This is a genomic window from Chitinophaga eiseniae (assembly GCF_900167135.1).
In the GTDB taxonomy this organism is placed as follows: domain Bacteria; phylum Bacteroidota; class Bacteroidia; order Chitinophagales; family Chitinophagaceae; genus Chitinophaga; species Chitinophaga eiseniae.
In genome coordinates, this window is the sequence record NZ_FUWZ01000001.1 from 1,888,344 (window position 1) to 1,914,935 (window position 26,592).

22 protein-coding genes are annotated in these 26,592 nt (G+C 51.8%); 16 read left to right on the forward strand and 6 right to left on the reverse strand.

Features of this window, described 5'->3' with window-relative positions:
- Positions 1-40: 40 nt before the first annotated feature.
- From B5D63_RS07885 to B5D63_RS07895, 3 genes are all read right to left on the reverse strand, one after another.
- Positions 41-2,122, reverse strand: coding sequence for a S9 family peptidase (locus B5D63_RS07885; RefSeq protein WP_394333846.1), 2,082 nt, complete (start codon positions 2,120-2,122; stop codon positions 41-43).
- Between the two features lie 620 nt (positions 2,123-2,742).
- Complete coding sequence (locus B5D63_RS07890; protein WP_078668167.1) at positions 2,743-2,982, reverse strand: hypothetical protein; 240 nt, start codon at positions 2,980-2,982, stop codon at positions 2,743-2,745.
- Between the two features lie 286 nt (positions 2,983-3,268).
- Positions 3,269-4,051 (reverse strand): fatty acid desaturase family protein, encoded by a 783-nt coding sequence (locus B5D63_RS07895; protein WP_078668578.1) that lies wholly within the window; start codon positions 4,049-4,051, stop codon positions 3,269-3,271.
- Positions 4,052-4,342: 291 nt separating this feature from the next.
- Between B5D63_RS07895 and B5D63_RS34960 the strand changes: the two genes are divergently transcribed.
- The 14 genes from B5D63_RS34960 (at position 4,343) to B5D63_RS07955 (ending at position 20,979) form a co-directional block, all read left to right on the forward strand.
- Positions 4,343-4,519 carry a class I lanthipeptide gene (locus B5D63_RS34960; protein WP_159455932.1) on the forward strand — a complete coding sequence of 59 codons (177 nt, stop codon included), beginning with the start codon at positions 4,343-4,345 and terminating at the stop codon, positions 4,517-4,519.
- A gap of 60 nt (positions 4,520-4,579) precedes the next feature.
- Complete coding sequence (locus B5D63_RS07900) at positions 4,580-4,777, forward strand: class I lanthipeptide (RefSeq protein WP_078668168.1); 198 nt, start codon at positions 4,580-4,582, stop codon at positions 4,775-4,777.
- Between the two features lie 59 nt (positions 4,778-4,836).
- Positions 4,837-5,025, forward strand: a complete 189-nt coding sequence (locus tag B5D63_RS34595) for a class I lanthipeptide (protein ID WP_143312805.1) — start codon at positions 4,837-4,839, stop codon at positions 5,023-5,025.
- Between the two features lie 79 nt (positions 5,026-5,104).
- On the forward strand, positions 5,105-5,287 hold the full coding sequence (locus B5D63_RS34600) for a class I lanthipeptide (RefSeq protein ID WP_143312806.1): 183 nt from the start codon (positions 5,105-5,107) through the stop codon (positions 5,285-5,287).
- 68 nt (positions 5,288-5,355) lie between these two features.
- Complete coding sequence (locus B5D63_RS07910; protein ID WP_143312807.1) at positions 5,356-5,556, forward strand: class I lanthipeptide; 201 nt, start codon at positions 5,356-5,358, stop codon at positions 5,554-5,556.
- A gap of 130 nt (positions 5,557-5,686) precedes the next feature.
- Positions 5,687-6,892, forward strand: a complete 1,206-nt coding sequence (locus tag B5D63_RS07915; protein WP_078668171.1) for a lanthionine synthetase LanC family protein — start codon at positions 5,687-5,689, stop codon at positions 6,890-6,892.
- Positions 6,893-6,926: 34 nt separating this feature from the next.
- Complete coding sequence (locus tag B5D63_RS07920; RefSeq protein ID WP_078668172.1) at positions 6,927-10,079, forward strand: lantibiotic dehydratase; 3,153 nt, start codon at positions 6,927-6,929, stop codon at positions 10,077-10,079.
- On the forward strand, positions 10,080-12,278 hold the full coding sequence (locus B5D63_RS07925) for a peptidase domain-containing ABC transporter (RefSeq protein WP_078668173.1): 2,199 nt from the start codon (positions 10,080-10,082) through the stop codon (positions 12,276-12,278).
- 4 nt (positions 12,279-12,282) lie between these two features.
- On the forward strand, positions 12,283-12,831 hold the full coding sequence (locus tag B5D63_RS07930) for a beta-barrel domain-containing protein (protein WP_078668174.1): 549 nt from the start codon (positions 12,283-12,285) through the stop codon (positions 12,829-12,831).
- 146 nt (positions 12,832-12,977) lie between these two features.
- Positions 12,978-14,138 carry a WG repeat-containing protein gene (locus B5D63_RS07935; protein ID WP_078668175.1) on the forward strand — a complete coding sequence of 387 codons (1,161 nt, stop codon included), beginning with the start codon at positions 12,978-12,980 and terminating at the stop codon, positions 14,136-14,138.
- 22 nt (positions 14,139-14,160) lie between these two features.
- Entirely contained in the window at positions 14,161-16,482 is a 2,322-nt protein-coding gene (locus B5D63_RS07940; RefSeq protein WP_078668176.1) for a WG repeat-containing protein, read from the forward strand.
- Positions 16,475-18,883: a WG repeat-containing protein gene (locus tag B5D63_RS07945; protein ID WP_159455933.1), complete on the forward strand. Its 2,409-nt coding sequence runs from the start codon at positions 16,475-16,477 to the stop codon at positions 18,881-18,883. The genes B5D63_RS07940 and B5D63_RS07945 overlap by 8 nt, the downstream gene beginning before the upstream one ends.
- Before the next feature lie 281 nt (positions 18,884-19,164).
- Positions 19,165-20,115 carry a DUF2268 domain-containing putative Zn-dependent protease gene (locus B5D63_RS07950; RefSeq protein ID WP_078668178.1) on the forward strand — a complete coding sequence of 317 codons (951 nt, stop codon included), beginning with the start codon at positions 19,165-19,167 and terminating at the stop codon, positions 20,113-20,115.
- 39 nt (positions 20,116-20,154) lie between these two features.
- Entirely contained in the window at positions 20,155-20,979 is an 825-nt protein-coding gene (locus B5D63_RS07955; RefSeq protein WP_078668179.1) for an alpha/beta hydrolase, read from the forward strand.
- On the opposite strand, the gene B5D63_RS07960 is transcribed toward B5D63_RS07955, so the two are convergent.
- Positions 20,969-21,634: a hypothetical protein gene (locus tag B5D63_RS07960; protein ID WP_078668180.1), complete on the reverse strand. Its 666-nt coding sequence runs from the start codon at positions 21,632-21,634 to the stop codon at positions 20,969-20,971. The genes B5D63_RS07955 and B5D63_RS07960 overlap by 11 nt on opposite strands.
- Before the next feature lie 188 nt (positions 21,635-21,822).
- On the reverse strand, positions 21,823-22,038 hold the full coding sequence (locus B5D63_RS07965) for a hypothetical protein (RefSeq protein WP_078668181.1): 216 nt from the start codon (positions 22,036-22,038) through the stop codon (positions 21,823-21,825).
- 121 nt (positions 22,039-22,159) lie between these two features.
- Between B5D63_RS07965 and B5D63_RS07970 the strand changes: the two genes are divergently transcribed.
- The gene (locus B5D63_RS07970) at positions 22,160-24,040 is read left to right on the forward strand and encodes a M1 family metallopeptidase (RefSeq protein WP_078668579.1); all 1,881 of its coding nucleotides are present in this window, start codon (positions 22,160-22,162) and stop codon (positions 24,038-24,040) included.
- Positions 24,041-24,105: 65 nt separating this feature from the next.
- On the opposite strand, the gene B5D63_RS07975 is transcribed toward B5D63_RS07970, so the two are convergent.
- Positions 24,106-25,374 (reverse strand): OmpA family protein, encoded by a 1,269-nt coding sequence (locus B5D63_RS07975; RefSeq protein WP_078668182.1) that lies wholly within the window; start codon positions 25,372-25,374, stop codon positions 24,106-24,108.
- 172 nt (positions 25,375-25,546) lie between these two features.
- Between B5D63_RS07975 and B5D63_RS07980 the strand changes: the two genes are divergently transcribed.
- Complete coding sequence (locus B5D63_RS07980) at positions 25,547-26,590, forward strand: cytochrome-c peroxidase (RefSeq protein ID WP_078668183.1); 1,044 nt, start codon at positions 25,547-25,549, stop codon at positions 26,588-26,590.
- Positions 26,591-26,592: the final 2 nt, after the last annotated feature.

The window sequence follows — 26,592 nt, forward strand, 5'->3', positions numbered from 1 at the left end:
CAAAGTTGTTCTTCGCTCCTTTGCGCTCTTATAACATAAATTAGTTCTTGAGACCCTTTGCGTGCAAAATTTTCGCGCGTTTGTCGGTCATCCAGGCGGGCAGCGCGGCGCCCTTCAGGTAATAGCTGAAAAACTCGAACATGCGTCTGTTATAATCCAGTGCGGGCTTATCAAATATGCTGTGGCCCTGTCCTTCGTATTGCAGGAAATAAACCACTTTGCCCATCCGTCTCATCCCCGTGAAAAATTCAATTCCCTGTCCCACCGGCACATCATTGTCTTCCATATTATGCATCAGCAGTAAAGGGGTTTTTATTCTATCGATATTCAATACCGGGGAGTTCTCCTGGTAAAGATCGGGCCTTTCCCAGAGAGAGGCGCCAATACGATCGCGGTACAGTTCGTACTGCCCTTGCCGTGAGTACCCCGAGCCGATGATGGAGCCGTAGGCACTGACGAAATTGGTAAAGCCTGCCGCAGAACAGGCCGCCGCGAACCGGTCGGTATGCGTGATGATATAGTTGGTCTGAAAACCACCGAAGCTGTGTCCCTGGAGGCCCATCCGGGTGGAATCGACATAGGGCAGTTGCACGAGCTTGTCTGCCGCGCCCAGCACGGTTTGGAGAGAGCTGCGGCCGGGATATCCGATGTCAAAGTGAACATCCGGTGTGAAAACGAGGAAGCCGTTGCTCACGAAATAGGGGATGTTCATCGGTCCCATACTGGGTTCCGGCCGGATATAAAGATGCAGGCATTCGCTGATCTTTTCATAATAATAAAAGATGACAGGGTATTTCTTGTTGGGATCGAAGTTCTCCGGTTTATATAAAATACCCTGTGCAGGTTTTCCATCCCTGGTGTTGAAATCTATCAGTTCGGTGGTCAGCCAGTTGACCCGCCGCTCCGGATGTATGTCGCTGATTGCGTCAAAGTGAATAAAGTCTTTTGTAACATAGATATTGGGAGCGCTGGCAGCCTCCATTTTCTGTACCAGGTATACATCGGCATTTTTCGCTTTCACGGGTGGCGTGCGCAGGTGGTATTTGCTTTCTTCCGGACCGGTGAAAATGAACGGATGCATGCTCAGCTGGCGCAGCTTTCCTTTTACGATGTCAAAGAAGCCGTCTTCTTTGGTGCTGCGGTTGAACGCGGTTAGCAGGATGTTTTTACCGGTACGTTCATTGGGGGGGAAAGCGAAGCGGAACACGATATTATGGGATTTACCATAACCTTCGGTTATGTTGACGGGCGCGGATTTCCCGGTGAGGTCAATCTGGAAAATATCGTGTTGGTCATACAGGTATAGTTTTGTTTCATCGTCACTGAATCCGCCCAGCGGGAGGTTGAGATAGGGTGCGAAGGGGATATCGTCATTATCGTAGGTGGTCCAGGTGGCGGTTATGCCGGCCGTGATGTTTTTTCGTTCGCTGGTAGCTACGTTGTAGCTGAAATAGTTTTGTTGGCCGGCATCGTAGTAGATGATCCATTTGCCTTGTGGCGACAGGGCATAGGATGCGCTGTTACGGTCGCCGGGCAGGGTAACCAGTTTTTTTGACCCGTTGGTGAGGTCTACCAGCGAGCGGGAAGACAGGGCGTTTTCATTCCAGTTCCATTCTCCTTTATGGGCCAGTGTTTTATCCAGCAGCTTCAGGGTGCTGCGTGGATTATAGGAGCCGGCATAGAAGCCGGCGAGGTAAAAGGGCGATTCTTCTTTATCCTGTACCTGCCGGATAGTATTGTTATGGAGATACCATATTGCCTGGCAGCGCAGCGGATCTTCTTCTTTGTTGAGCTTTGTGTCCATAAAAGTGCGCAGGCGTAAACGTGCCGGGTTGGGCGCTGGTGGCGCCGGATAGTCGCCGGTGAGCACGCAGTGGATAAAACTCCCGTCGCCGCTGAACTTTTCGAAGCTGCCGAAGGTCATTTCGTTTTGTAGCTGCATATGGGGGGCCGCTACGATCGCTTTTCCTGTCTGGTCGCGGTGATAGTACCAGAAGGTGGTAGCTTTATCATTGCTGCGTGTAAGGAAGACGCATTGTGTTCCCTTATCGTCTGCAACGATATTGAGTGGTTCTTCCCCGGTGTAAATTTCCTGTGTGCTGCGATGGGAGATGTCCGCCATTTGGAGGCGATAGGTGACGGAGTCTGTCTGGCTTTTGAGCAAAAGAAACTGGCCGTTGCCGCTGGGCAGATAGTCGGAAATGTCGCTGAATTGTTGTACGGTACCGGTTTTCAGGTTGCGTAGCTCCAGTTGGCCACTGGCGCTGTGGATAGCCAACCATCCGGTATCTGCCTGTTGAAATAACGTATATTTTTTTACCGCCGGAATGATTTCTTCTTTTGTGCTGCCAAGGGTGATGACCAGCAGACTGTTGTCCGGCAGTTTGGTGACTGCCAGTTTACTGTCAGCCGTAAAAGTGATGGGTTGGAAAGCTTTCAGTGCTTTTTTCCAGGAATGACCGATAGCCTGTATGATTTGCGTTGCCTGTCCGGGCGGCTGATTGTAGATGTAGTAGGACGCATACCGGCCATCGTTGCTGATGACAGGGTTGAGGGCCAGGCTCCAGGTATTGAAATCGGAGTCGTTGAGCGGACGTTTCTGCGCGTAGGTGCTGATGGTGAGCAGCACCAGGAAGACGGCTGGGTATAGTCTCATGGGTGGCGATAGGATTAAGGGGGGAGATGTCCCGGCAGACAGCTCCTGTATTCGTGGAAAGCATTTTTACGTTTCGTGGCGTTACCTCAGTTCTGTGGGTTGTCTGTAATAAACACCTTTGAGCAGGGCTGACCGGGAACAGTGGTGGCGTTGGCGCCGTTATGGTCGGGGCCGGGAATTTCTTTCCCGGTGAGGGTGTGATCGCATACGTCCTCATTGTCATACGGAACATATATCCTGTGGTTGACACGGGCTTTGGAAGCCACGACGCCTGCAATGACGGAGATAATGAAAACGGCAGATAACAATAAAGCTGACTTTTTCATAATAATGGATTTTGAGGATGATAACATCAGGTATTTTATCTTCTTCGTTGGCCTGGCAGGGAATGAGGGATCTTACTGCAATGATAACTATTTGAGGCTGATAATATTTTGTAAAGTGGTAACCGAAACCGTTGATAGCGCAGGAGAGGTGCGTGGTAATTTATCCGGATGATATTGCGGAATCAAATTATCCTATGGCCGCTCGCATCATAGGCGAAACAATCGACGCAAATATGGTAAAGCCATGGTATGACTGGCTTCAGGAAAAGTGCCCGGGGTATTCGCCTCAAAACGTCTGCTTCTTCTCCAGGTCCGGCAGCACCGCATCTATCCTTTTCGCCAGTTCAGGCAGTTTAATCGTTGGTACGGCGGGGAACAGGTGATGCTCCAGGTGGTAGAACATGCTGAATGTCAGCTTGTTTTTCCAGGTGCCGCGCTGGGTACGGGCCAGTTCCGGGGTTTCGGTGGTGTCGTGATGCACGGTCCATACGGCAAAGAAGGCCATCAGGCATTCGCCGGTGAGCATGACAATTATATGGTAGATCAGGAAGTGGAGGTCGAGGAGGAAAACGGTGGTCGCAAATACCGTGATGGCGCTGAGTTCCAACAGGGTATTACGCACATATTTTTTGTTGGCCGTCTGCAGGGTCACGCGGTGAATGTGGAACATATGTACAGGGCCATACAGGATGGCACCGTACCAGCTCATACTGGCAGATTTACCTTCATAGTCTTCTTCGGACAGACAGTATTTATGGTGGCGGATGTGGTTGTACTTAACGGCATTCATAGAGGCCATCATGAGGACGCTGTTGAGAAAGAGGGACAGCCATGTAAGGCGTTTATGGGTGCCGAGTGACTGGTGGAAGCCGTTGTGTACCTGCCTTAATGCTGTCAGGAAGAAAAAAGCCGAAAACGGGAGGGCGGCGAGGTAGTATCCCTTCCATGCCAGTACCCAGGAAACCAGTAGCCAGGGGATGGTCAGGTTGTTTTCAATCAGCATTTCCGGGACGGTCAGGTGCCGGAGGTCCTTCCAGTCGACTTTGCGTTGAATGTCAGTATGATTCATGGGATACAGGGTTATCCGGTACAAATATACGCCATCGGCAAGCAGGTTGATCAGTTTGCCCGTAAAAACCAAAGAAACCGGGGGAAAATTTTTTTTTCTTGATAAATTATTTATCTTCAAAAAATCAAAGTCTCAAAATAGCCCGTTACTATATGTCTATGTTCAACTTATATAAATCCAAATCTGAATCTGCAAATTCCCATCATTTTTAAGTCTGTACGCTGAATATCCGCCCCAGGGCGTTACCGCTTGGTTAAAGACAGGGGAGGGCCTTATGAAACTGTATTAGTTATGAAAAAGAAAAAAATTGACCTGGCAAAAAAACTGACCCTCGCCAAAGAAACAGTGGCTACCCTGACTGTAAAACAAAAAGAAGCAGTAAAAGGTGGTGAAACGGTGTTTTGTGACACTTACGACCCGGCCTGGACTTGCGAATCAAATCCCCGTCCCACAAATGTTTGCATGTAGTAATGGCTGTTAACCCGGCATCAACGATGGTAAATCCGATTTAACCCGTAAATCCCTGGTATGAGAAAAAAGAAAATTTCCCTCGGCAAGAAATTGTCCCTCAACAAGGCAACTGTTGCTACGATGACTATCCGGCAGCAAGCTGTTATAGGTGGCGGTCCGTTTACGGTTATGCCCCGTTGCATTGAAACGGTGGCACAAACCTGTATCACCTATATGCCCGGCCAGGATCAGTGCTACATATGTCCTGAAGGCTAACTTTAAACAGGTAATACCCCCGTTAAGGAAGGGTATGCCCTCCCTCAAATGCACTAAGTATGAAAAAGAAACAAATCGTTCTCAGTAAAAAGCTATTGCTGAGAAAAGATACTGTCGCATCGCTGAACGTGCAACAGCAAGCCAAAATCGCCGGTGGTGTTCCGTTAACATGGTGGAGCGCCTGTTGTCAGAATACCCGTGAGGTTACGTGCCCTGAAGGATGCGTCCGTACTTCTGAACCGAAATAATTCAGCTTTTGAACCCGGACACACCATCCGTTGTACCGCGGACGGCGGAGACGGTGTCCACCCTAAAACCTCCACAATTATGAAAAAGAAAACACTTCAACTGAGCAAAAAACTGCTGCTCAAAAAAGACACCCTCGTAACCCTGAATCAACAGGATCAGGCAAAACTCGCCGGTGGGGCTCCGCTCACCTGGTGGAGCGCATGTTGCGTGGAAACTGATGAAGTGACCTGCCCTGCAGGTTGTGTAAGAACAACCAAATAATCATGATAGCTGAACATCCGCCCCATGGCTACAGACAGGGGAGGGCTTTATTTTTTTTATCCATCAATATGAAAAAGAAAAAAATCGATCTCAGCAAAAAACTGGCGCTGAACAAGGAAACTGTCGCATCATTGAACATATCCCAGCAGCAGCAACTGGTGGGAGGCGTCGCTACGCGCGATATCGTTTGCATGGAAGATACACGGTATATCTCCAGCTGCAGAGCTACGCGCCCGTCGCCTAACTCACCCTGCTGCCAGATACCCTGATGGTAAAAGGGTATTGGTCACCGGATGACCAGGGAACAACTCCTGCATGAGCACACCCCTGTCTCCGTTCTTTTCCCAACAGGGAAAGCCCGTCTTTCCCTGTTGTACACTATTAAACCTCTGCTGACAAATGAATAATACCGCGACACAGTTAAGATACATCTATCATGATATCATCCCCCTGTTAAAGGAACGTAAATACAAAGCCGATTATAACACCAGCCTGTTCAAAGGTCCCTGGGGCGCACTGTTGTTTATGTTCTACTACGAACAGTATGCGGATGATCAGGCGGATAACGCCACCGCACTGCTGGAGGAACTATATGCTGAATACGCACCTGAAAAAGGAGATAATTATGCCTTCTGTAACGGCCATACCGGCCCGTTCTGGCTGCTGGAACACCTTACCCGCCATGAATTCCTGGACCTCGACATCAATGAACTGGCCAGCGATTTCGTGACTGCTACTATCCTGCAAAGCAATTTCCACCTGGAACACCAAAACTACGACTTCCTTCATGGTAGCTCCGGCATGTGCAACTTCCTGCTGAGGTTTGCCAGCCGCCCCGATGTTGCCGAACACCTCGGACATTTTGTTCAAAAGCTGTGGGACAACAGCGTGATGACCGACAAAGGCCGCAGCCTGCCCTTCTTCTATACACATGATAAACCCGAAGGTATCTTCTGCAATTCCTTCAGCCTCGCCCACGGGTCCTGCTCCCTCCTGATTATTGTAGCAAAAATATACGAGGCCGGTATCGCCAAAGAACGATGCCAAAGCCTGATCACAGAATCTATTCCTTTTATCCTCCAAAACCAGAATGCCGTTTCGGACGATTCCATGCACGCCCTCTACCCTGCCATCCTGGACGGGAAATCCACCGACAGCCGCCTCTCCTGGTGCTATGGCGACCTGAACGTAGCCATGATGCTGTGGCATTGTGGAAAAGTGTTTGGTGAAGAACATTGGAAAGAAGAAGCGCTGCACATCATGCGTTACAATATGCGCCGCGACACGGACGAAGCCGCCGGCATCGTAGACAACTGCCTTTGCCACGGTTCCGGCGGTATCGCCGCCTTCTACCGCAAATTCTGGTTCGAAACAGGAGACGAAGCTTTCCTCCGTTGCGCTAACCACTGGCAGGAAAAAGCAACCGAAAAAATCGTCTTCCCCGAAGACCACAGTAAACACGGTATCAAAATGTGGCTGGGTAAAGACAAACAGTGGGAATACGTATGGGACCTGCTCGACGGTAGCAGTGGCGTAGGATTGTCTATGTTGTCCCAAATGCACCCGCAGGCGCTGCCATGGGACGAGTGCTTCCTGCTCTCCTGAAAATTATTTTAATCATCTGCAAAAAGGAACTATTATGGCCTTATCGCATACAGGGTTTTTCCTATTAAGAAGCCCGCTATACCCGGTCAACCGGTATCGTGACGTGCTGGAGGACAGCCTCCAGGAGCTGGCAGACAAGAATCCGCTGTTCCTGTATGCCCTGTGCATTGCCTCCGGCGACCTGCTCAAAGAGCTGGAAAGGTTCCTCAGTGATCCGGCGTCGTTCAACAAAAAGAAGACCGACAAACTGCGTAAGTCACTGTATAAATACTGGGTACGTGCCTGCTCCCGCAGCACGCCCTATGGCCTCTTCGCCGGCTGCACCACCGGCGCCATCGGCGCCGATACACAGCTGCGGATCAATGACGTGAAAGACGCCTATCAGTATGTGCGCCTCGACATGGACTATTACACCCGCATCTGCTATCACATCAGCCAGCAGGCGGATATCAGTACCGCCTTACGCTACTATCCCAACAACAGCATCTATAAAACAGGGGATAAATACCGCTACGCGGAATATACCATCAACAATAACCGGCGCAAATACCTGCTCACCGCCGTGGAAGACTCGGTATTTATGAGCGCCATCATCCGCGAAGCCGCCGCCGGCCTGACGATCACACAGATCGTGCAGGTGATCCACGAGCAGGACCCCTCCATCACAGAAGAAGAAGCGACCAGCTTCGTCCGCGAACTGATCGATTCCCAACTGCTTATCGCAGATACCGAGCCCCGGATTACAGGAGAAGATAACCTGCAATCCCTCACAGACCGCCTTTTATCCATCCCCGACGCCAATACCTTCCGTGACGCACTGCTTGCACTACAGGCACTATTCCGGCAGCAGGACTTCGAAAGGTCCCGCCTGGCCGCCATCCATCAACAGTGCGAAAACGCTTTCCCCATCAGCATCCCTAAAGACCTGCTGCAGATAGACCTGTTTAAAACCGCTCAACAATGCCAGTTGAGCGAAACACTGGTCAACGATATCCTGTCACAGATCCATCGGTTGATGGCTCTCTGCCACGGCTATACGAAAGGGCAGACGGAACTGTCCTCTTTCATTACCCGTTTCATGGAACGCTATGAATCGCAGGAGGTACCGCTCAACCTGGTGCTGGATGGAGAAACAGGCATCGGCTACGGCGCCGCCATCGAAAACACCGTACATGCCCCCTTCGTGGAAGACGTGGCCGGCGCCCCCGGCGCGGAAAACCAGACGGTGTCCTGGTCACCACTGCAGCAACTCAGTCTCGATAAATACGAACAGTTCCTTCAGCAGGGCCTCTCCGAAGTGACGATCACCGACGATGACCTGCAGAAACTCGGCGACCCTGAAACCGTGCCCATGGCACGCAGCTGCTACCTCTTCGGCAGCCTGCAGGCCGCTTCTGCCGAAGCGGCAGACAAAGGCGAATACCAGTTCGCCCTCAACTCCATGGGCGGCCCCTCCGCAGCCAACCTGCTGGGCCGCTTCTGTAACGGCGACGAGGTGCTGACGGAAAAAGTAAAAAGTATCCTCGATGAGGAAGCCGCCGCCTTCCCCGATCTCCTGCTCGCGGAAGTAGTGCACTTCCCGGAAGCCCGCGCGGCCAACGTATTGATACGGCCCACGCTACGCCCCTACGAAATACCCTACATCGGCGTGGCCGGCACCCCGGAAGAATACCGCATACCGGTAAACGACCTCCTGGTGTCCGTCAGACAAAATGAGGTCATTCTCCGAAGTAAGCGGCTCAACAAACGGGTAATACCCCGCCTGAGCTCCGCTCATAACTACGGCTATAACAGCCTGCCCATCTATAAGTTCCTCTGCGACCTGCAACATCAGTCCGTGATGTCATACCTGAGCTGGGACTGGGGGGTGTTCGGCAACCGTAAACGCCTGCCCCGGGTAGTCTATAAAAACATCATCCTCAGCAAAGCCACCTGGACGCTCACCGCCAAAGAAACAGCACACCTCGGTGATGATGCGGAAGCCAACCAGCGCTTTATGGACCAGTACCGCGAACAGCAGAAAATGCCGGAAAAAGTACTGCTCGCCGAGTCAGACAATGAACTGCTGCTGGACCTGACAGCACCCGCTGCAGTGGGACTGCTGCTCGACCACGTAAAGAAAATGTCGTCGGTAAAACTGAAAGAATGCCTGCTGGCAGAAGAAAGCGGTATCGTACGCGATACAGACGACCAGGCCTATGCACATGAACTGCTGCTGCCGCTACGTTCCGTGCCTGTCGCGGAAAAAACAGCCGCTGAGAAACCTGCTGCGGAGAAGCCGCGGCCTGCTGCTATAGCGGCGCCGGCCACCATGCCGGTACGTAGTTTCGCTCCCGGCAGTGAATGGCTGTACGTAAAAGTCTATTGCGGTTTCCGCGTAGCGGAAGAACTGCTGGCCACCTGGTTCGCGGAGCAGTTACCGCAATGGCAGGAAGAAGGCCTGTTCGATGAATTCTTTTTCCTCCGCTACGGCGATCCGCTGCCACATATCCGCCTCCGTTTCCGCAACCACCAGCGCAGCAACAACGATGTGGTCCTGCACCGTATCCAGACAGGGCTGCAACCGCTGGTAGACAACGGACAGGTGTCTAAAATCCAATGCGATACCTACATCCGTGAGCTGGAACGCTACGGCAGCGCCACCATGCATCTCAGCGAACAACTGTTCAGCGCCGACAGTATGGCGGTACTGGGCGTCGTCAGCATGCTGGAAGGGGCAGAAGGAGAAGACTACCGCTGGCGCATGGCCCTGCGTGGCACCGATATGCTGCTGGAAGATTTCGGCCTCACCCCCACAGAACGCAAACAGCTGCTGGCCGGCCTGCGGGAAGGGTTTACCACAGAATTCGGCGGCGCGAAAACACAACACAAACCACTCAACGATAAATACCGTAAACACCAGCAGGAAATCGCCTCCTTCCTGCGCGCCGAAAATGACGAGGCCAACGATATCGCCGAAGCAGTGGAATTCTTCCGGCAACGGTCGGAAATAACCGCCCCGGTGGCGCAGCAGATACGGCAGCATTACCAGAACGATAACCGCTATTTCGATATCCTGGCCAGCCATATCCATATGTTCCTCAACAGGATATTCGTAGCCAAACAACGCAAACACGAAATGGTGATCTATCATTTTCTGGAGAAATACTATTTATCACAACTGGCGATGGAAGCAACACTGAAATAAATGGCTTTTACTACTTATAGACAACTGGACGCGATGGACTGCGGGCCTACCTGCCTGCGGATGGTGGCTAAACATTACGGCCGCGAATATCCGCTCGACTACCTGCGCGAACTGGCCAATATCACCCGGGAAGGCGTAAGCCTCCTCGGGATCAGTGAAGCAGCAGAAAAGATAGGCTTCCGCACCAACGCCGTGAAGATCACATTCGAACAGCTGGACGAGAACGTGGAGCTGCCCTGTATTTTACACTGGAACCAGCAACACTTCGTAGTGCTGCCCCCGCAGAACTACAACCGGCATAACCCTAAAGACAAAATACTGGTGGCCGATCCGGGCCATGGCCTCGTCAAAGTGGACAAGGAAACATTCCTCCACTGCTGGCAGGGAAAACAAAACCACGGCGTGGTACTGATGCTGGAACCGGGAGAACAGTTCCTCCGGCAGGAAGGGCCCCAACGCGCGGCCACCGGCTTCCGCTTTCTGTTCAGCTACCTGCGCCCATACCGCAAGTACGTGGTACAGCTCTTTCTGGGCCTCATTCTCGCCAGCCTCCTGTCGCTCATCATGCCTTTCCTGACACAGAGCCTGGTAGACTACGGCATCAACCGCCACAATGTACACTTCGTATACCTGATACTGATATCCCAACTGGTGCTTTTCGCCGGCTCCACGGCCATCGAGATGATCCGAAGCTGGATACTGCTGCACATGAACAGCCGTATCAACATCAACATCATCTCAGATTTCCTCATTAAACTGATGAAACTGCCCATCCGCTTTTTCGACAGTAAAATGATCGGTGATATCCACCAGCGCATCGGCGACCATACCCGCATCCAGAACTTCCTGACCGGCACCACCCTGTCTACCCTGTTCTCTTTTGTGAACCTGCTCGTGTTTACAGCCGTACTGGCGGTATACAGCATGAAGATATTATTGGTGTTCGTCCTCTTCAGCACCGCGGCCGTCGGCTGGATCTTCTTTTTCCTGCGCCGCCGTAAAGCACTGGACTACCGGCGCTTCCAGCGTATGAGCGACAACGAAAATGTTCTCTTCGAACTCATTACCGGTATGCAGGAGATCAAACTGAATAACTGCGAAACAGCCCGGCGCTGGGAATGGGAACACGTTCAGGCTGGCCTCTACCGGATCAACGTAAAAAGCCTCGCGCTGGGACAATACCAGCAGATAGGCTCCGTTTTCTTCAACCAGCTGAAAAATATCCTGATCTCTTTCATCAGCGCCCGGGAAGTCATGAACGGAAACCTTACCCTTGGCATGATGCTGTCTGTCAGCTATATCATCGGGCAGATGAACAGCCCGCTGGACCAGCTGCTGACCTTCATCCAGTCCGCCCAGGACGCCAAAATGAGCCTGGACAGGCTGGGAGAGATACACAACCGCCAGGAAGAAGAGAAACGGGAACTGATAGCGCCCCCGTCATCCCGGTCGGACGGCAGCGGCGATATCGTGCTCGAAAACTTATCGTTCCAATATGGCGGCGCTAAGTCGCCTTTTGTACTGAAAGACATCGACCTGGTAGTGCCTGAAGGAAAAGTGACCGCCATCGTGGGCACCAGCGGCAGTGGTAAAACCACCCTCATGAAGCTGCTGCTGCAGTTTTACGAACCTACCAGCGGACAGATAAGGATAGGGGAGCAGGACCTGCAACAGCTGTCGCCCAAATGGTGGCGCCGCCAGTGCGGCAACGTGATGCAGGACGGCTTCATCTTCTCCGGCAGCATCGCCAAAAACATCGCCATCAGCGACGAAACCATCAATAACGACAAGCTGGTGCACGCCGCCGAAATGGCCAATATCCGCGACTTTATCGAAGACCTGCCGCTGGGCTATCAGACCAAAATCGGTAACGCCGGCAGCGGTATCAGCGCCGGCCAGAAACAACGGATACAGATCGCCCGCGCCATTTACAAAAATCCGCATTACCTTTTCTTCGATGAGGCCACCAGCGCGCTGGACGCTAACAACGAACGGGTGATCATGGACAACCTGGAGCAGTTCTTCCGCGGGAAGACCGTCGTGGTGATCGCCCACCGCCTCAGCACCGTCAAACACGCAGACCAGATCATTGTGCTGGACAGGGGGCGCATCGTGGAAACCGGCAATCATGCCACGCTCACCGCCCGGAAGGGCAACTATTTTGAACTGGTAAAAAATCAACTGGAACTGGGAGGATAATGTCATGCCGGAGAAAAAAACGATACAACACCTCAACGGCCATACGCTGCATCCCTCCCTCACCGAGGTGAGGAGCGAAGAAGTGCAGGAGATCATGGGGAAGATGCCCCCCTGGATGGTCCGCAGCGGTATCACCATGATAGGCATCGCGATGGTGCTGGCCCTCGTCGGCGCCTGGTTCTTCCGTTACCCCGATGTGCTGCCCATGCCCGTCAGGGTTACGCCGCAGGAACGGTCCTTTATCGTGCAGGGGCATATCCCTGCCGCTGACGCCTGGCGGGTGAAGGCCGGCCAGCAGGTGATGCTGAGCCTCACCGCTTACCCGTCGGACACCTACGGCCTGCTGCCCGGTACCGTTACCACCGACGCGGTGGCGGAAACAGACAGTAGCTTCCGGGTAGAAGTAAAACTCACACAAGGCATGTTGTCTACCAGCGGAAAACAAATACCGGTGCAACCGGTACTGACAGGCACCGCTGAAATTATGACAGATGATAAAAGCCTGCTGCAACGGATACTGGGTAAGGCCCTGGCGCCCCTGATGACGGATTGATCCGCCATCAGGGCGCGTTTGACCGCTCTTGTAGATGTTTTGTAGATACTTTTTTTAACGACTTGTAGATGTCATGTTACCCCTGGAATTGCGCAAACCCCGTAAAGTTTGTCATCTTTGTGGCTGTTTAACCAGACCATGATCGGATGAAAAACAAGATTGTACTGTTAGTAGGTTGCCTGATTACAAAGATTGTTATTGCCCGGCAAGCCATCGTTGCTTTTATTCCCGATGAAAGTATCCGCGCTATCGGCCTGTTTACCGAAGGCCTGGCCTGGGCCAGTACAGGCGACGGTAATTACGGTTATTTAGACACCACCGGTAAGATGGTCATTGCGCCGAAGTTCCGGGAAGCCGGGATTTTCAGTGAAGGCCTGGCCCTTGTGGGACAGTCGGTCAACGGTAATATGCGCTACGGGTATGTCAACCGTCAGGGTCGCCTCGTCATCCCCTGTCAATATGATGACGCTCACAACTTCTCTTGTGGGCGCGCTGCCGTCAGAACAAAAGGCGTATGGTCGTATATCGACCGCCAGGGGAAAACGGCTTTTGTCCGCATGGACACCCCCATCGAAAATGCTCCGCCGCTTTCTTTTCACAACGGCCGCCTGCTGGTGCGCAAAGGGAAACTATATGGTTTTGTAGATACCTCGGGTCGCTGGGCGGTCCCGCCAACCTTCGCCTGGGCAAAGGAATTTGCTGACGGCGTGGCAGTAGTGGCCGGAAAAGAGATCAAAAGCGACAGCATGCCCGGCAACGGGCAACTGGCACAGCTATACAACCGCCTGCCTGCCGGTAAACCGGAATATATGACCAATGTTATCGATAGTACCGGTAAACTGCTCTTCACCACAGACGTGAAAGGACTGAAAGAATTTACCAACGGCGTATCCTTTTTCCTCCGGGACGACCAGTGGGGGCTAATGGATAAAACCGGTAAAATCCTGATGGTGCCCACCTTTGACGATCTGCCCTATGCCATCTCATCCGGCGTTTTTTTCAAACAGGTGAACGGAACAGCAGAAGGTAACAAAGACGGCTACCTGCAAATTTATAATACAGCAGGCCGGCCCACCGGCAAAATGCCGCTGTGTGACGCAGCAGGGAATTGTATGTACGATTCCCACGGCGCTTACCACAGCAATCTGCTGGCGGTACAGATTGGAGACAACTGGGGCTTTGCAGACACCTCCGGAAAAATAGTGATCGCCCCGGTATATAAAACAGTATCAGACTTCGCAGGTACGCACGCCGTGGTGAAAACGGCCGACGGAAAACTGCAGGTACTGCGTAACCCCGCGCTATAGAAGATCAGCACCTATTGTAGATATGAAGAAGAGAACATTTGTTATCCGCCTCGCCGGCAGCCTGCTCCTGCTCGCCGGGACAGCCCTGGCCCAAACACCGGAAACAGCAGGATACCTCGACCGCTTCGAGGGCGAGTTCGCAAAAATCCAGCTCAACGGCCGCCAACAGTTGCTGCACCGCAGCGGCAAAGTGGTAGTGGACAAAATACAGGAATTGAGCTACTACCGGCTGGTATCGGCAGTCAAACAGGATGCTTACGGCGTAGTGAACAGAAAAGGAGATATTATAGCTCCGTTCCGCTACGACGCGGTACGGATACTGGGAGAAAGCAAACAGGACAACCCCGCCGAAAATTACTGCCTTATCACCGTAAAACTGCAAGGAAAAACAGGCGCGATAGATAGCCTGGGCAAGGTGCTCTGCGAGCCGGAATACAGCGATATCGGCGTCCTTACCCCTAAAACCTTCAGCATCAAAAAAAACGGACTGTATGGCTGGTGTGATATGAAGACCGGCAAAGTCTTACAGGAACCGAAATATACAGAAGTGTCGCGCTCCTATGTGGTCGATGGCCTGATCAATATCCAGTTACAGGGCAAAAGCGGCCTGTCACAGGAAGACGGTACCATCCTGGTACCGCCGAAATATGAACGTTTTATGGGCTGGAACAGCCGGCAACTGTTCAGTTACTATGTACCCGGCGGAAAGTGCGGCCTGATGGACCGCCAGGGAAAAGTGCTGACACCTGCTATCTATGACGATATCAATGCAGGACCCTCCGATGCGCTGGTGGCCGTGAAAGTGCAGGACAAAACAGGTCTGCTGGACGTGGCCACCGGCCAACTGAAAACGCCCATGCTGTATACGCGGGCGGACCGCCTTGGCCCACTGTTCACGGTCTGGAAAGGCAACCTTTGCGGATTGACAGACGCGCTGGGTAAAGAAATCATCCCGGTAGCCCACACAGATCTCCAGTTGTTTGACAGTAAAGGCCATAACGTTTTAGGGGCCGTGGTCTCACTGGGCCCCTCATCAGCAGGGTATACCCCGCCTTATTATGTGGTGGCGAAGAAAGGTAATACGGCCGCGTTTTACGACGCCGCCGGCAAACAACTGCTGCCCTTTGAATATGACGATATCCGGGTAACATCGCGGAATGACAAGGCATACGTGTCGCTGCTGAAAGGCACTCAGTGCGGTTTGGCGGATATATCCGGCAAAATCATCGTGCCGGTGCAGTTCTCCGGGATTGACAATAACTATGGCATCAGTAACTATGACGACGATGCTGCCGGCACGGAGAAAAATAACTTCATCGCCGTGTTGAAAGTCATCCGGGAAGGGGTGATCGGCATAGGTTTGTTTAATATGGCGACCGGGCAACTGGTGATTCCCGCCGTCTACTCCGGCCTCCGCTGGCAGAATGACAATATGATCCGGCTGGAGCAGGGCGATAGTTCCGGCCTCGCAGACAAAACCGGTAGAATCATCCGCCCGCTGAAGAAATACGGCGCGTTCGATGCGGTCAGTCCGGATCTCATCGTGGAAAAACGTTATTACGATGACGGCAGTGCCACGCTGCTCGTGAACAAAGAGGGGCGGGTACTGTATGATAGTAAACACTGGGAGTTCTCCGCTACTGCCTCCAACCGGCTGCTGGTACCGGATGCCCGGAAAACGTGGCCGTTACAATTCAACAGCGGGCTGCTGAAAGTACGGGGCTACTCCTACGAAAACCAGTTTGTAGACACCACGGGTAAACTGATGGCATTCGAAGAATACAAGTATGTAGGCGATTTTTATAACCGCAGGGCCGTGGCTATTACGCAAGATGATCGCGTGGGGATCATCAGCATCGATAAAAAAGTAGTATATCCGTTGGAGTTAGATGACCTGACGTCCGCGGACAATGAGCTGCTGAAAATGAAGCAGGGTAAAAAAGTTGGTTTGCTGCGCAAAGACGGCTCCGTTTTCCTGCCCCTGGAGTATGATCATATCGACCGGGTGTATGATACCGCCCTTTATATTGTCACCCGTCAGGGTAAAAAGGGTGTGCTGAATGCGGAAGGTAAGGAGCTGGTGCCGGCGGATTATGATGAAATCCGCTACAGTAGGGACGACAGGATGTTCGAGGTAACAAAAGACGATAAAGAAGGATTGCTGGGGGCCGATGGCAGCATCCTGGTACCACCTGTATACGACGACCTGGAGCAAAACCGGACCTGGGGAGATCATTCGAAGTTCCCGGTACTGGTAAAACAGGGAGAATGGTACCTGTATCTTGATGCACAGGGGAAACCGTTGCCTTATCGCGCTAAAAAGAAAAAAGGCTATAATGAATAAAAAGATCATCTTCTTCATAGCCCTGCTGCTGGCGGGGCATACCCTGCCGGCACAGCAAGGCTCCGTCTTCACCAACGGACTCGCCCGCATTGTCACAAAGGAGAAAAGCTGGTTTATTGATACCACCGGTCAGAAAGTGTTTGATAAGATTGTAGCCGTCTATCATCCGGTGGACAGCATTGTGGAAGGAAGCATCTACTCCAACACGGAAAAGAATATGCTGATCGTCAGCAGTAATGGTAAAAAAGGGCTCGTAAATGAAAAAGGGCAATGGGTATTGAAGCCGGAGTATGATACGCTGGAAGTGAGATTCAATACCTATCTGGCAGTATATCGACAAGGTAAGATGACCTACGCGGATACCTGGGGTAAACTCCTGGTGCCGCTGCAGTTTGAGCAGGTAGGTATCCTGGATGACGACCGTTACGATGTGAAACAACAAGGGAAATGGGGTATCTATGATGTACGCCGGCAACAGCTGGTGATCCCGGCAGTATACGATGAGTTTGACTACTGCGGTGGCTGCGGGCGTAAAAGCGACTATCTCTATGCAAAGAAAAACGGCCGGTGGGGCATCATCAGCGCTGCCAACGAAGAACTGGTGCCTTTTGCCTTCGACCACAGTCACTCCCGGATGCGCAGCGATGAATGGGTATGCAGTTTCCGACAGAACGGTAAAGACGTGGTGGTTAACATCCCCCGGAAAAAAGTATATGGGGAGCCGTTATACAGTCAGATGGAAGTGATCGGCGACGGTATGCTGAAACTACAGAAAGACGGTCATTTCGGACTTATTAACCGCCAGGGGGAGCAAGTGCTGGATTTTGTATATGACGACATTAGCGATCCCTATGGGCAGTTCGCCAGTGGCCCTTTCCTGACCATCCGGAAAGAAGGCAAGACCGGCATCGTGGATATGAATGGCCGGATGGTCATACCACCTTCGCTGGATGAAGAAATCATCTGTTCAGATGACTATATCGTAGCCGCGCGGAACGGTATGTACAATGTATTTGATAGTGCCGGTAAGCCTTTGCTGAAAGAGGACTATAGCGAGATAGAACCGCTGAAGATAACAGGAGGCGCACCGCTTTTTGCGCTCAAACAAAAAGCGCTGTATGGTTTTTTTAACCCCGTCAACGGAAAGATAGTAGCGCCGGCATTTCACGAGATAGACGTCATCTCCTCCGGCAAAAGCAAGGGGATGGTACAGGTCACCTACCAGGGTAAGTCCGGGCTGTACAGACCCGACGGCAGCCAGCTGCTGCCCCTGAAATACAGCAGCTATGAGCTGCTGAACGATCATGTTTTGATGGTGACCACAGGCGCCGGCACCGGCCTTTTTGATGCCAATACCCGAGAGGAGATTATTCCGGCAAAATTCAAATACATGAGCCGGTTGTCCCAGGACAGCACGCTGCTGAGCGTTACATCGGAAAATGAATCGGGTGACCCTGTCTACGGCCTTTACCATATCTCAGGTAAAGAACTGGCGCCACCGGTGTATACCTACATCAGCGCGTTAAACCAGGAACATTACCTGTTGACAAAAGAAAAAACACATGCGGTCCTCTCGCTGTCAACCGGTAAGATCGCTGCCTTGCCTTACACCGACGTTGTTCCTGCACATGCGGCCAATCTCCTGGTGGTGTCAGATGGCCGCCAGTCCTGGCTTTGGAATGTGGTGGAAAATAAAACCGTATCCCCGCCTTTTCCCATGGTGAGGAAATATGAAGACGATACCGTACTGACGTCCCCCATTGGCACCTTTGCCTTCGGGGTGGCGCTGCTGGAAAAAAATGGCAAGATGGGCGTTATCAATACCAGTGGCAAGGAAGTGGTACCTGTTATTTATGACGGCGCGTCCCTGCTGAAACAGGGCGTTGTTCTCCTGGCCCGCAAAAATGGCGACGCCTGGAAATACGGGTATGTGGATACGACCGGTAAACTACTGGTACCGCTGGAATATGATTATAACGTGAACGGCTATATCTATGATTATGAAGACAGCACTTATTTGCCGCTGTATAAATCGGAGGGCGGTTACTCACGCGCCTATAAAAAAGGAATAGCCGGCCGGGACGGGAAAGTGCTGGTCCCTGCTATCTACGACAGAGTATTTGTAGGTATTGGCGGCACCGGTTTTTTAGCGGACAAAGACCGGCAGTTTACCATCCTGAATGCCGCCGGCAAGGAAGTTACTTCCGCTAAATTCTCCGCTGTTATGCTGGACCCTTCTGTGAATCCGCAGGCAGATGCCGCAGTGTTGTCCTATCCGTTGTTATGCCGGCAGGGAGAGCGGTATGTATACCTGTTGTCCAACGGGAAAACGTTGCCGTTGCAACTAACAGCAGTAATTCGGTTTGAGGAGTTCGACAATACGATCGGGTACCATCCATAAAAGCAGATCCATAAAAAAGCCGCTGTACATGGTGTACAGCGGATTTTTTATGGATCTGTTTTCCCGGCCGGCTGCGGCGAGGCGTATTTAAGCCGCGGATAATAAGCTTTAAAAAGGTCCGCTGGCTCCGGTGTATCTGATTGCATAGACATAGCTGCTCCCTTGCTGACTGTTTACTAATAGCGCTGCCTGGATAGCGCAGTGATAACTTACATATAAAATCGCAAAAAAGTAAACAAATACCCATTATCTTCGAAGTCTAACTACGAGTTGACTTTTTTATGAAGTTTACGTTCATTATTTTTATTGCCAGCTGGATGTTCGTCACCGCCTCCGTGCAAAAGAAGGGGCCGAATGTGATCACAACAGATATTGACAACTTCTGGAATGCCTATGACAGCATCTGTATTACAACAGATAGCCTGAAACAGCTGCATTATATCCGGACGCTGTATATCGATAAGGGCACGCCCGGTTTGCACGGGTTTATGAAAGCCAAAGCATATACAGCCGAAGAGTGGGTGAAAGTCATCCGCCGTTACCCTAAGTTTTGGCGTTCTATACGGAGTAACACTTACAAGGTTAAAAAACTGGCGCCGGAGTTCGGGCCCGGTATTGACAGGCTGCGGGAGTTATATCCTGCTTTAAAACCGGCCAACATCTATTTCACAGTGGGCGCCCTGCGTTCCGGCGGCACTACGCAAGACGACATGGTGCTGATTGGCAGTGAGATGATAACCGGCAATGCTACAACAGACATCTCTGAATTTTCTCCCGGAAAACAAAAATTCCTCGGCAACTACTATCTCACAGATCCCATAAAAAATGCTGTTCTGCTTAATATTCACGAGTACGTACATACGCAGCAGCGCCGCCACGGCTATAATCTCTTGTCGCAGGCGATTTGCGAAGGAGCGTGTGACTTCGTAACTGAACTGGTGACAGGAAAAAAGATGCCGCTTCCTTATATGGACTACGGTCTTAAAAACGCACAGGCGGTCCGGAAGAAGTTCCTGGCGGAGATGCATAATCCCTCCTGGGACGGCTGGTTATATAACGCTGCGTCAGACAATGCGCCCGTAGGCGATTTGGGTTATTATGTGGGATACGCTATCTGCAAGGCCTACTACGATCAGCAAAAAGATAAAAAAGCGGCCGTTCGTGAGATCATTGAGCTGGACTATGGCGACAGCACGGCGGTGAACGGTTTTTTTAAAGCTTCCGGCTATTGATGCTTATATTGCGTAATTATTTTGTAAGTAGACCTGTTTATGAAGAAAATACTAGCCTGTTGCCTGCTGTTGGGAAGCTTCTTTTCATTGAAAGCACAACAAACCCCGTTTGTTCTTGGTGTAACCGATAAAGTGGTATCATCACAACTGGGGGAGACCCGCACCCTGAACATTTACCTGCCGGAAGGGTATGAAAAAGACACGGCCACCTATCCGGTGATTTACCTGCTGGACGGATCTGCCAATGAAGACTTTGTACATGTAGCCGGACTGGTGCAGTACCTGACCATGATCCGTTTTATGCCACCGGTGATATTGGTGGGCATCGCCAATGTGGACCGCAAGCGGGATTTTACTTTCCCTACCACCGTCGAGAGAGATAAAAGAGATTTTCCCACCACAGGCGGGTCTGCGAAGTTCATCGCGTTCCTGGAAAAAGAACTGCAGCCATACATCGGTAAACATTACCGGGTAAGGCCCAACCGTACGCTGGTGGGGCAGTCGCTGGGTGGACTGCTGGCCGCGGAAGTGTTGCTGCGCCGCCCTTCCCTCTTTGAACAATATGCCATCATCAGTCCCAGTCTGTGGTGGAACGATCAGTCGCTGCTGGCAGCAGCGCCGGCGCTGCTGAAGGCAAATCTGAAGAAGCCTGTCAACGTATACCTGTCCGTAGGAGAAGAAGGTGATGTCATGAAAAACGATGCGGCCCGTTTGGCGGCGGTACTGAAAGCAACCAATCCGCAGCTGATAACGCCACATTTCCTGCCCATGCCGCAGGAGAACCATCTCACGATACTGCACCGCAGCCTCTATGCCGGCTTCGATACTTTGTTTCACAAGATGGTACCGCCTGTTAAGCAATAATATAGTCTTTCAGGACAACAGGCACATAGCTGTTATCTACGTACAATACCGGGAAGATACCGTTTCGGTGCCGGATGTAGTCGCAGGTCACTTCGTCCAGTACGCTGAAGTCAAAGGATTTCAGGAAGATCTGATGCCCGCCGGTAAATGACGCCGGGAGCGGGCAGGTCTGCAGGTTCGTGTTTCCCTGTGATGCGTGTAGTAACTGCTCTACTGTTTTGTCATCCGGGTTGCTGGTATCAGATGCGATGTTGCCCACACGCTCGGAGATGTGTTGCAGCAGTGCCGTGTCCCAGCGGGTGTCGCTGGTGCTGAAGATGCCGTAATGCACCCGCTGCTGTTCGTTGGACCTGATAATTTTTGCCAGACATACCGGCTTTTGGGAGATGTTTTCCAACACTTGTTTTTTCCCTCTTCCCGAGATGATCACAAAAAGGACCACGCCGGTGATGGTAATAAAACCTGCCAGCAGCCCGTAGCCGCTTTGCAGCAGCCGTCCTTTGTTCAGCAAAAAGAGTGTAAGGCCGCCAATAGCGATCAATAGGGTAGGAGCCAGTAGTAGTTTGTTTCCGGAGGCGGAATGTGCGTAATTTTTTTTCCAGTCGGTTTTTCTTTCAAGATGTTCCAGTTTGGTGACATCATAATGTGTCATCATGGGTAATAGACGTTTTTCATATGTGTGAATAGTAATAGTAAGGTTTCCTGTCTATAGGTGATCCACTTAATAAAGTTGGGTTAAACGGCCGGTCTGTGTCAATGGATGCGAAGATAAAGAAAGTCCCGCAGTTGAACATCAACTGCGGGACACCTGATAAAAAAAATACCGGGAACCGGGGAGATGGATCAACTGCTTATAACTACCTCAATGGCTGCGCCCAGTTCCGCTGTTTCCGGCGTCTCATTGTCGGTGTCTTTTTCAAACCAGTAATCCGCGCCATCACTGTCCTGTTTACGGACCAATCGCATGGTTTTGTTGGGCAGCGCCACCAGGAAATTATCAGCCGACTCCTGTGAGACGGCAATCAGCTGTCCGTGGTAATCAATATGAAATGTACTCATGGCAGGTCGTTTTATAAAAACATGGCACAATCATTATGCCTGTATGCCGGTGAGCGAACTCAACAACAGCCGTTTTTTGGGACAAGTTTTCCTATTTTTATCCCTGCAACAATTCAGGCTTATGAAAAAATGTTTAAACACCCTGTTATTACTGGCAGCTACCACCGTGGCGGTACAGGCGCAACAGCTGTACGAACCCCGTAATATCAGGAAGGCTTATGAGAACCAGACACGCTCCCGTAGCGGTAATCCGGGTGCCCGGTATTGGCAGAACAAAGGTCGGTATGATATTCATCTTACCATTCATCCCCCTTCTCCGGTGGTATATGGCAGCGAAAATGTCACTTATATCAATAACAGCCCCGATGCACTTGAAACGCTTGTGCTCGATTTGATCGGCAATCACCATAAACCACAATCGCCCCGGTCCGGGTACGTCAGCAAAGACTATCTCTCCGCTGGCGTGGTGATAGATACTCTTGTGATCAACGGTAAAACGGTCGCTTATAATAATGACCAGGGTACGGTAGGTACCGTTGCCCTGCCATCGCCGCTGGCGGCGAAAGACAGTTTGCAGCTGCAAATCAGCTGGCATCATGAGCTGTCGGTGGAAAGCGGCCGGGAAGGTATCATCGACAGCACTACCTGTTTTCTCGCCTACTACCATCCCCGGGTAGCGGTATATGATGACTACAACGGGTGGAACATGCTGCCGCATACCGGCCGTGTAGAGTTCTACAATGACTTTAATGATTACCAGGTGACCGTCAAAGTACCGAAAAACTTTGTCGTGTGGGGTACCGGTAACCTGTTGAACGCTCCGGAAGTACTGCAGCCGGAATACGCTTCGAGGCTGAAAAAATCCTACGGCAGCGATTCCTGCCTGCATATCGCCACCCGTGAGGAGATGCTGGCAGGCAAAGTCACCCGGCAGCAGGAATGGAACACGTGGAAATTCAGCTACGATCATATTCCCGATGTGGCGCTGGGCGTGAGCGATCACTATGTATGGGATGCTGCCAGCGTGATGGTGGACAGCACCACCCGCCGCCGCGCCAGCATACAGGCGGCTTACAATGATACGGCCTATGACTTCAGGCACTCTGTGGCCTTCTCGCATACTGCCCTGTCTTATTTCTCCCATCACTGGCCGGGCGTGGCTTATCCCTATCCGGTGATGACCGCGTTCCAGGGGTATGCCGATATGGAATACCCGATGATGGTGAATGACGGCTCTATGGGGCAGGACCTCGATTTTGCGCAATTGCTGCAGGACCACGAAATGGCGCATACCTATTTCCCGTTCTATATGGGCATCAATGAAAGCCGCTACGCTTTTATGGATGAAGGATGGGCCACTACCTTCGAATACCTGGTGCGCATACATGAAAAAGGCAAGGCCAGTGCAGACGATTTTTACCGGAAGTTCCGGGTGTCACGCTATATCAGCGATCCGTCCACGGAAGAAGATCAGCCCATCATCACCATGTCTAACCAGGTGACCGGTGACGGTTATTCCGTTAACTCCTATGGCAAGGCCTCGTTGTCTTACCTGGCGCTGAAAGATCTCCTGGGCGATGCGTTGTTCCGCAAATGCCTGCATGCCTATATGGACAAATGGCATGGCAAACACCCTATCCCGTGGGATTATTTCTATAGCTTCAACGCCGCTGCAGGACAGGACCTGAACTGGTTCTGGCAGAACTGGTTCTTCAGTAATCATTATATAGATCTGAAACTGGCAGGGGTGACGGTGAAAGGAAAAAACGCCGCATTGTCTATCGTCAACGAAGGTGGTTTTGCGGTTCCTTTCGATATAGTGGTCAATTATATTGACGGGTCTTCTGCCACAGTGCATCAGACACCGGCCGTATGGAAGAAAAATCCGCGGGCGCTGCAAGTCACAGTGCCGGCAGCTAAAGGTATCCGCTCGGTAACACTGGACGGCAACCTGTTTATGGACGCCACACCGGATAATAATAGCTGGAAAAGTAACTTGTAATCAGCAACATGCCATAAAAAAGCGGCGACACCTCCCGGTGCCGCCGCTTTTTTATGAGTTCTCATTTACAATTTAATGAACTCTACTCTGCGGTTGTTAGCCTTGCCTACTTCGGTATTGTTATTGTCGATCGGCTGGGTTTTGCCTTTGCCGTCTGTTTCGAGGCGGGCCACATCGATGCCGAAGTCTTTTCCCAGCGCCGCTTTCACTGCATCGGCCCTGCGTTTGGACAGGTCGAGGTTCAGTTTCTCATTCCCGTCGGCGTCGGTATGGCCAACGATCTTCACCCTTACGGCCGCATTTTCAGTCAGCACATTGGCGATATCTTTCAGAGCGCCGTAGGATTCCGGTTTGATCTGATCGCTATTGCTATCGAAGAGGATACCGTGGGAGATGAATTTGCCTTCTGTGATCAGCTTGTTGCGGGTGTCAGGAGCGCCTACCGCCAGGGTGATATTACCAATGTAGAAAGTGCCATCCTGTTTATCGTAGTCGGGCGCATATGCGGCAAAAGCGAGGGTATTCAGCACGGCGCCTGCATCCAGTGCGCGTGGCAGGTCCACTATTTTGGTGCTGTCCAGGTACACGCGTACCCGTTGTTTCTGGCGCCAGAGCGACAGCCGCACGTAGTTTTTCTTCGGTACGTTGAATACCGGCAGACCGTTGATGTTATTGTTGCCGATGACGTTGGAAGAATAGCTAAGGTACCCTTCACCGGACGACTTGGGCGCTAAACTTACTTTAAAGGAAGGGGTCGTGATATGCTCTTTGCCTCCCAGTTCAAATTTCTCTTCAGTGCCGGCGGTTTTTAGTACGCTCACCGTCAGCATACCGATATTGGAAATGCCGTTGTTGGCCATAATATCCACCTGGAGGGTGAAATTGTCCGGCAGGTTGCTGGTCAGGTATTCGGGATAAAAAACACCATCCTGTTTGATCGCCAGCCATTTACCGGTACGGTTGCTGACAGTCACTACTTCCGCACCGGAACGGGTGTTCCACTGTCCGGGGAACTCGCCTACCGGGTCTTGTGTGAAATTTTCGTGCATGATAATTTTCTCTCCCGGTACAAAATCAAACCGGGAATAAGACTTGATATCGGTGTTGGCAGGACCGCTATTGGCAGCGGCAGGCGCATTATTGCCGGTTTCTCCGGGAGCGGGCGTAGTATTGTCTTGTCCGCCTTTCTTTTTGGGCGCGGTGGCGTCGTCAATGGTTTTGTCGATCTTCTCATTGACTTTTTGCTGTACTTTATTCTTGATGCGGTCAAACAGCTGGGCCTGCGTAGTGCTCGCCACGGTACAGATACCAAGCAACAGGAATACTTTCTTCATGATAACAACAAATGGTTTCAGATGATAGATAAAATAAAATAGCCTGCAAGGTACGTAGGTTTAAACGTACCTGTTGCAGGGATATGTTATTTTTTCCAAAGTTACGCCTTAAGGAAACGTTGACCGCTTTCTGTTATATTTACGCGTAAAAAAAGTGTTGTCCCGTAAAACGATGATTACAGGGTTGTTGCTGACGATGGTGATCATGGCAGCGCAGTTGCCTGCCGGGCAGGGGCCAGTGCCGGTTGCGCTGTCGTGGCCGGACTATTTCGGCAGCCGCGTGTTCCTGCCGGCAGACAACCCGTTAACCGAAGAAGGGATACAGCTGGGCCGGCGGCTGTTTTACGAAAAGGCGCTGTCTGTCAACCGGCAAATGAGCTGTGCCACCTGCCACCAGCAGGCAAAAGCCTTTACAGACGGTCAGCGGTTCAGCGCCGGCGCCGATGGGGTGCTACAGCCCCGTAACACCATGTCGCTGGCCAATCTGCCGTGGGTACGGCAGCTTTTCTGGGACGGCCGGGCCGGAAGCCTGGAGGAACAGGCCCTGACACCCCTGACGGCGCCGCATGAAATGGGGCAGCCATTGGATGTTTCCGCCGTTGGGCTGCGACAGATAAAAGGTTATCCGCGGCTGTTCCGCCGCGCTTTCGGGTCAGACAGCATCACGGGCGAACGCATCGTTAAAGCGCTGGCCCAGTTTGAACGCACGCTGATCTCTGCCAATTCCCGCTATGATCAGTATTTACAAGGGAAATACCGGCCATCGGCCTCGGAAAGCAGTGGTATGGCGCTCTTTTACGCCAATACAGATACTGCGCGCGGCATCCGTGGCGCAGGTTGCGGGCATTGCCACGGAGGCCCCAAAACATACAGTGACCTGTTCCATAACAATGGGCTGGACAGCCTTCCGCCCGATGGCGGCCGGCAGCAGGTTACCGGCCAGGCGTATGACAAAGGCCGTTTCCGGGTGGCCACCCTGCGTAATATCGCACTGACGGCCCCCTACATGCACGACGGCCGTTTCCCCGACCTGGAAAGTGTGATCGATCACTACAGCGAACATATCGCCCACAGTGAAACACTGAGCCCTTTTCTGCAACAGCCGCTGCGCCTGACAACGCAGGAGAAAAAAGACCTGCTGGCCTTTTTGCAGCTGCTCACAGATTCAACATTTATCACCGACCCGCGTTTTTCCAATCCTTTTAACCATCATTAAGC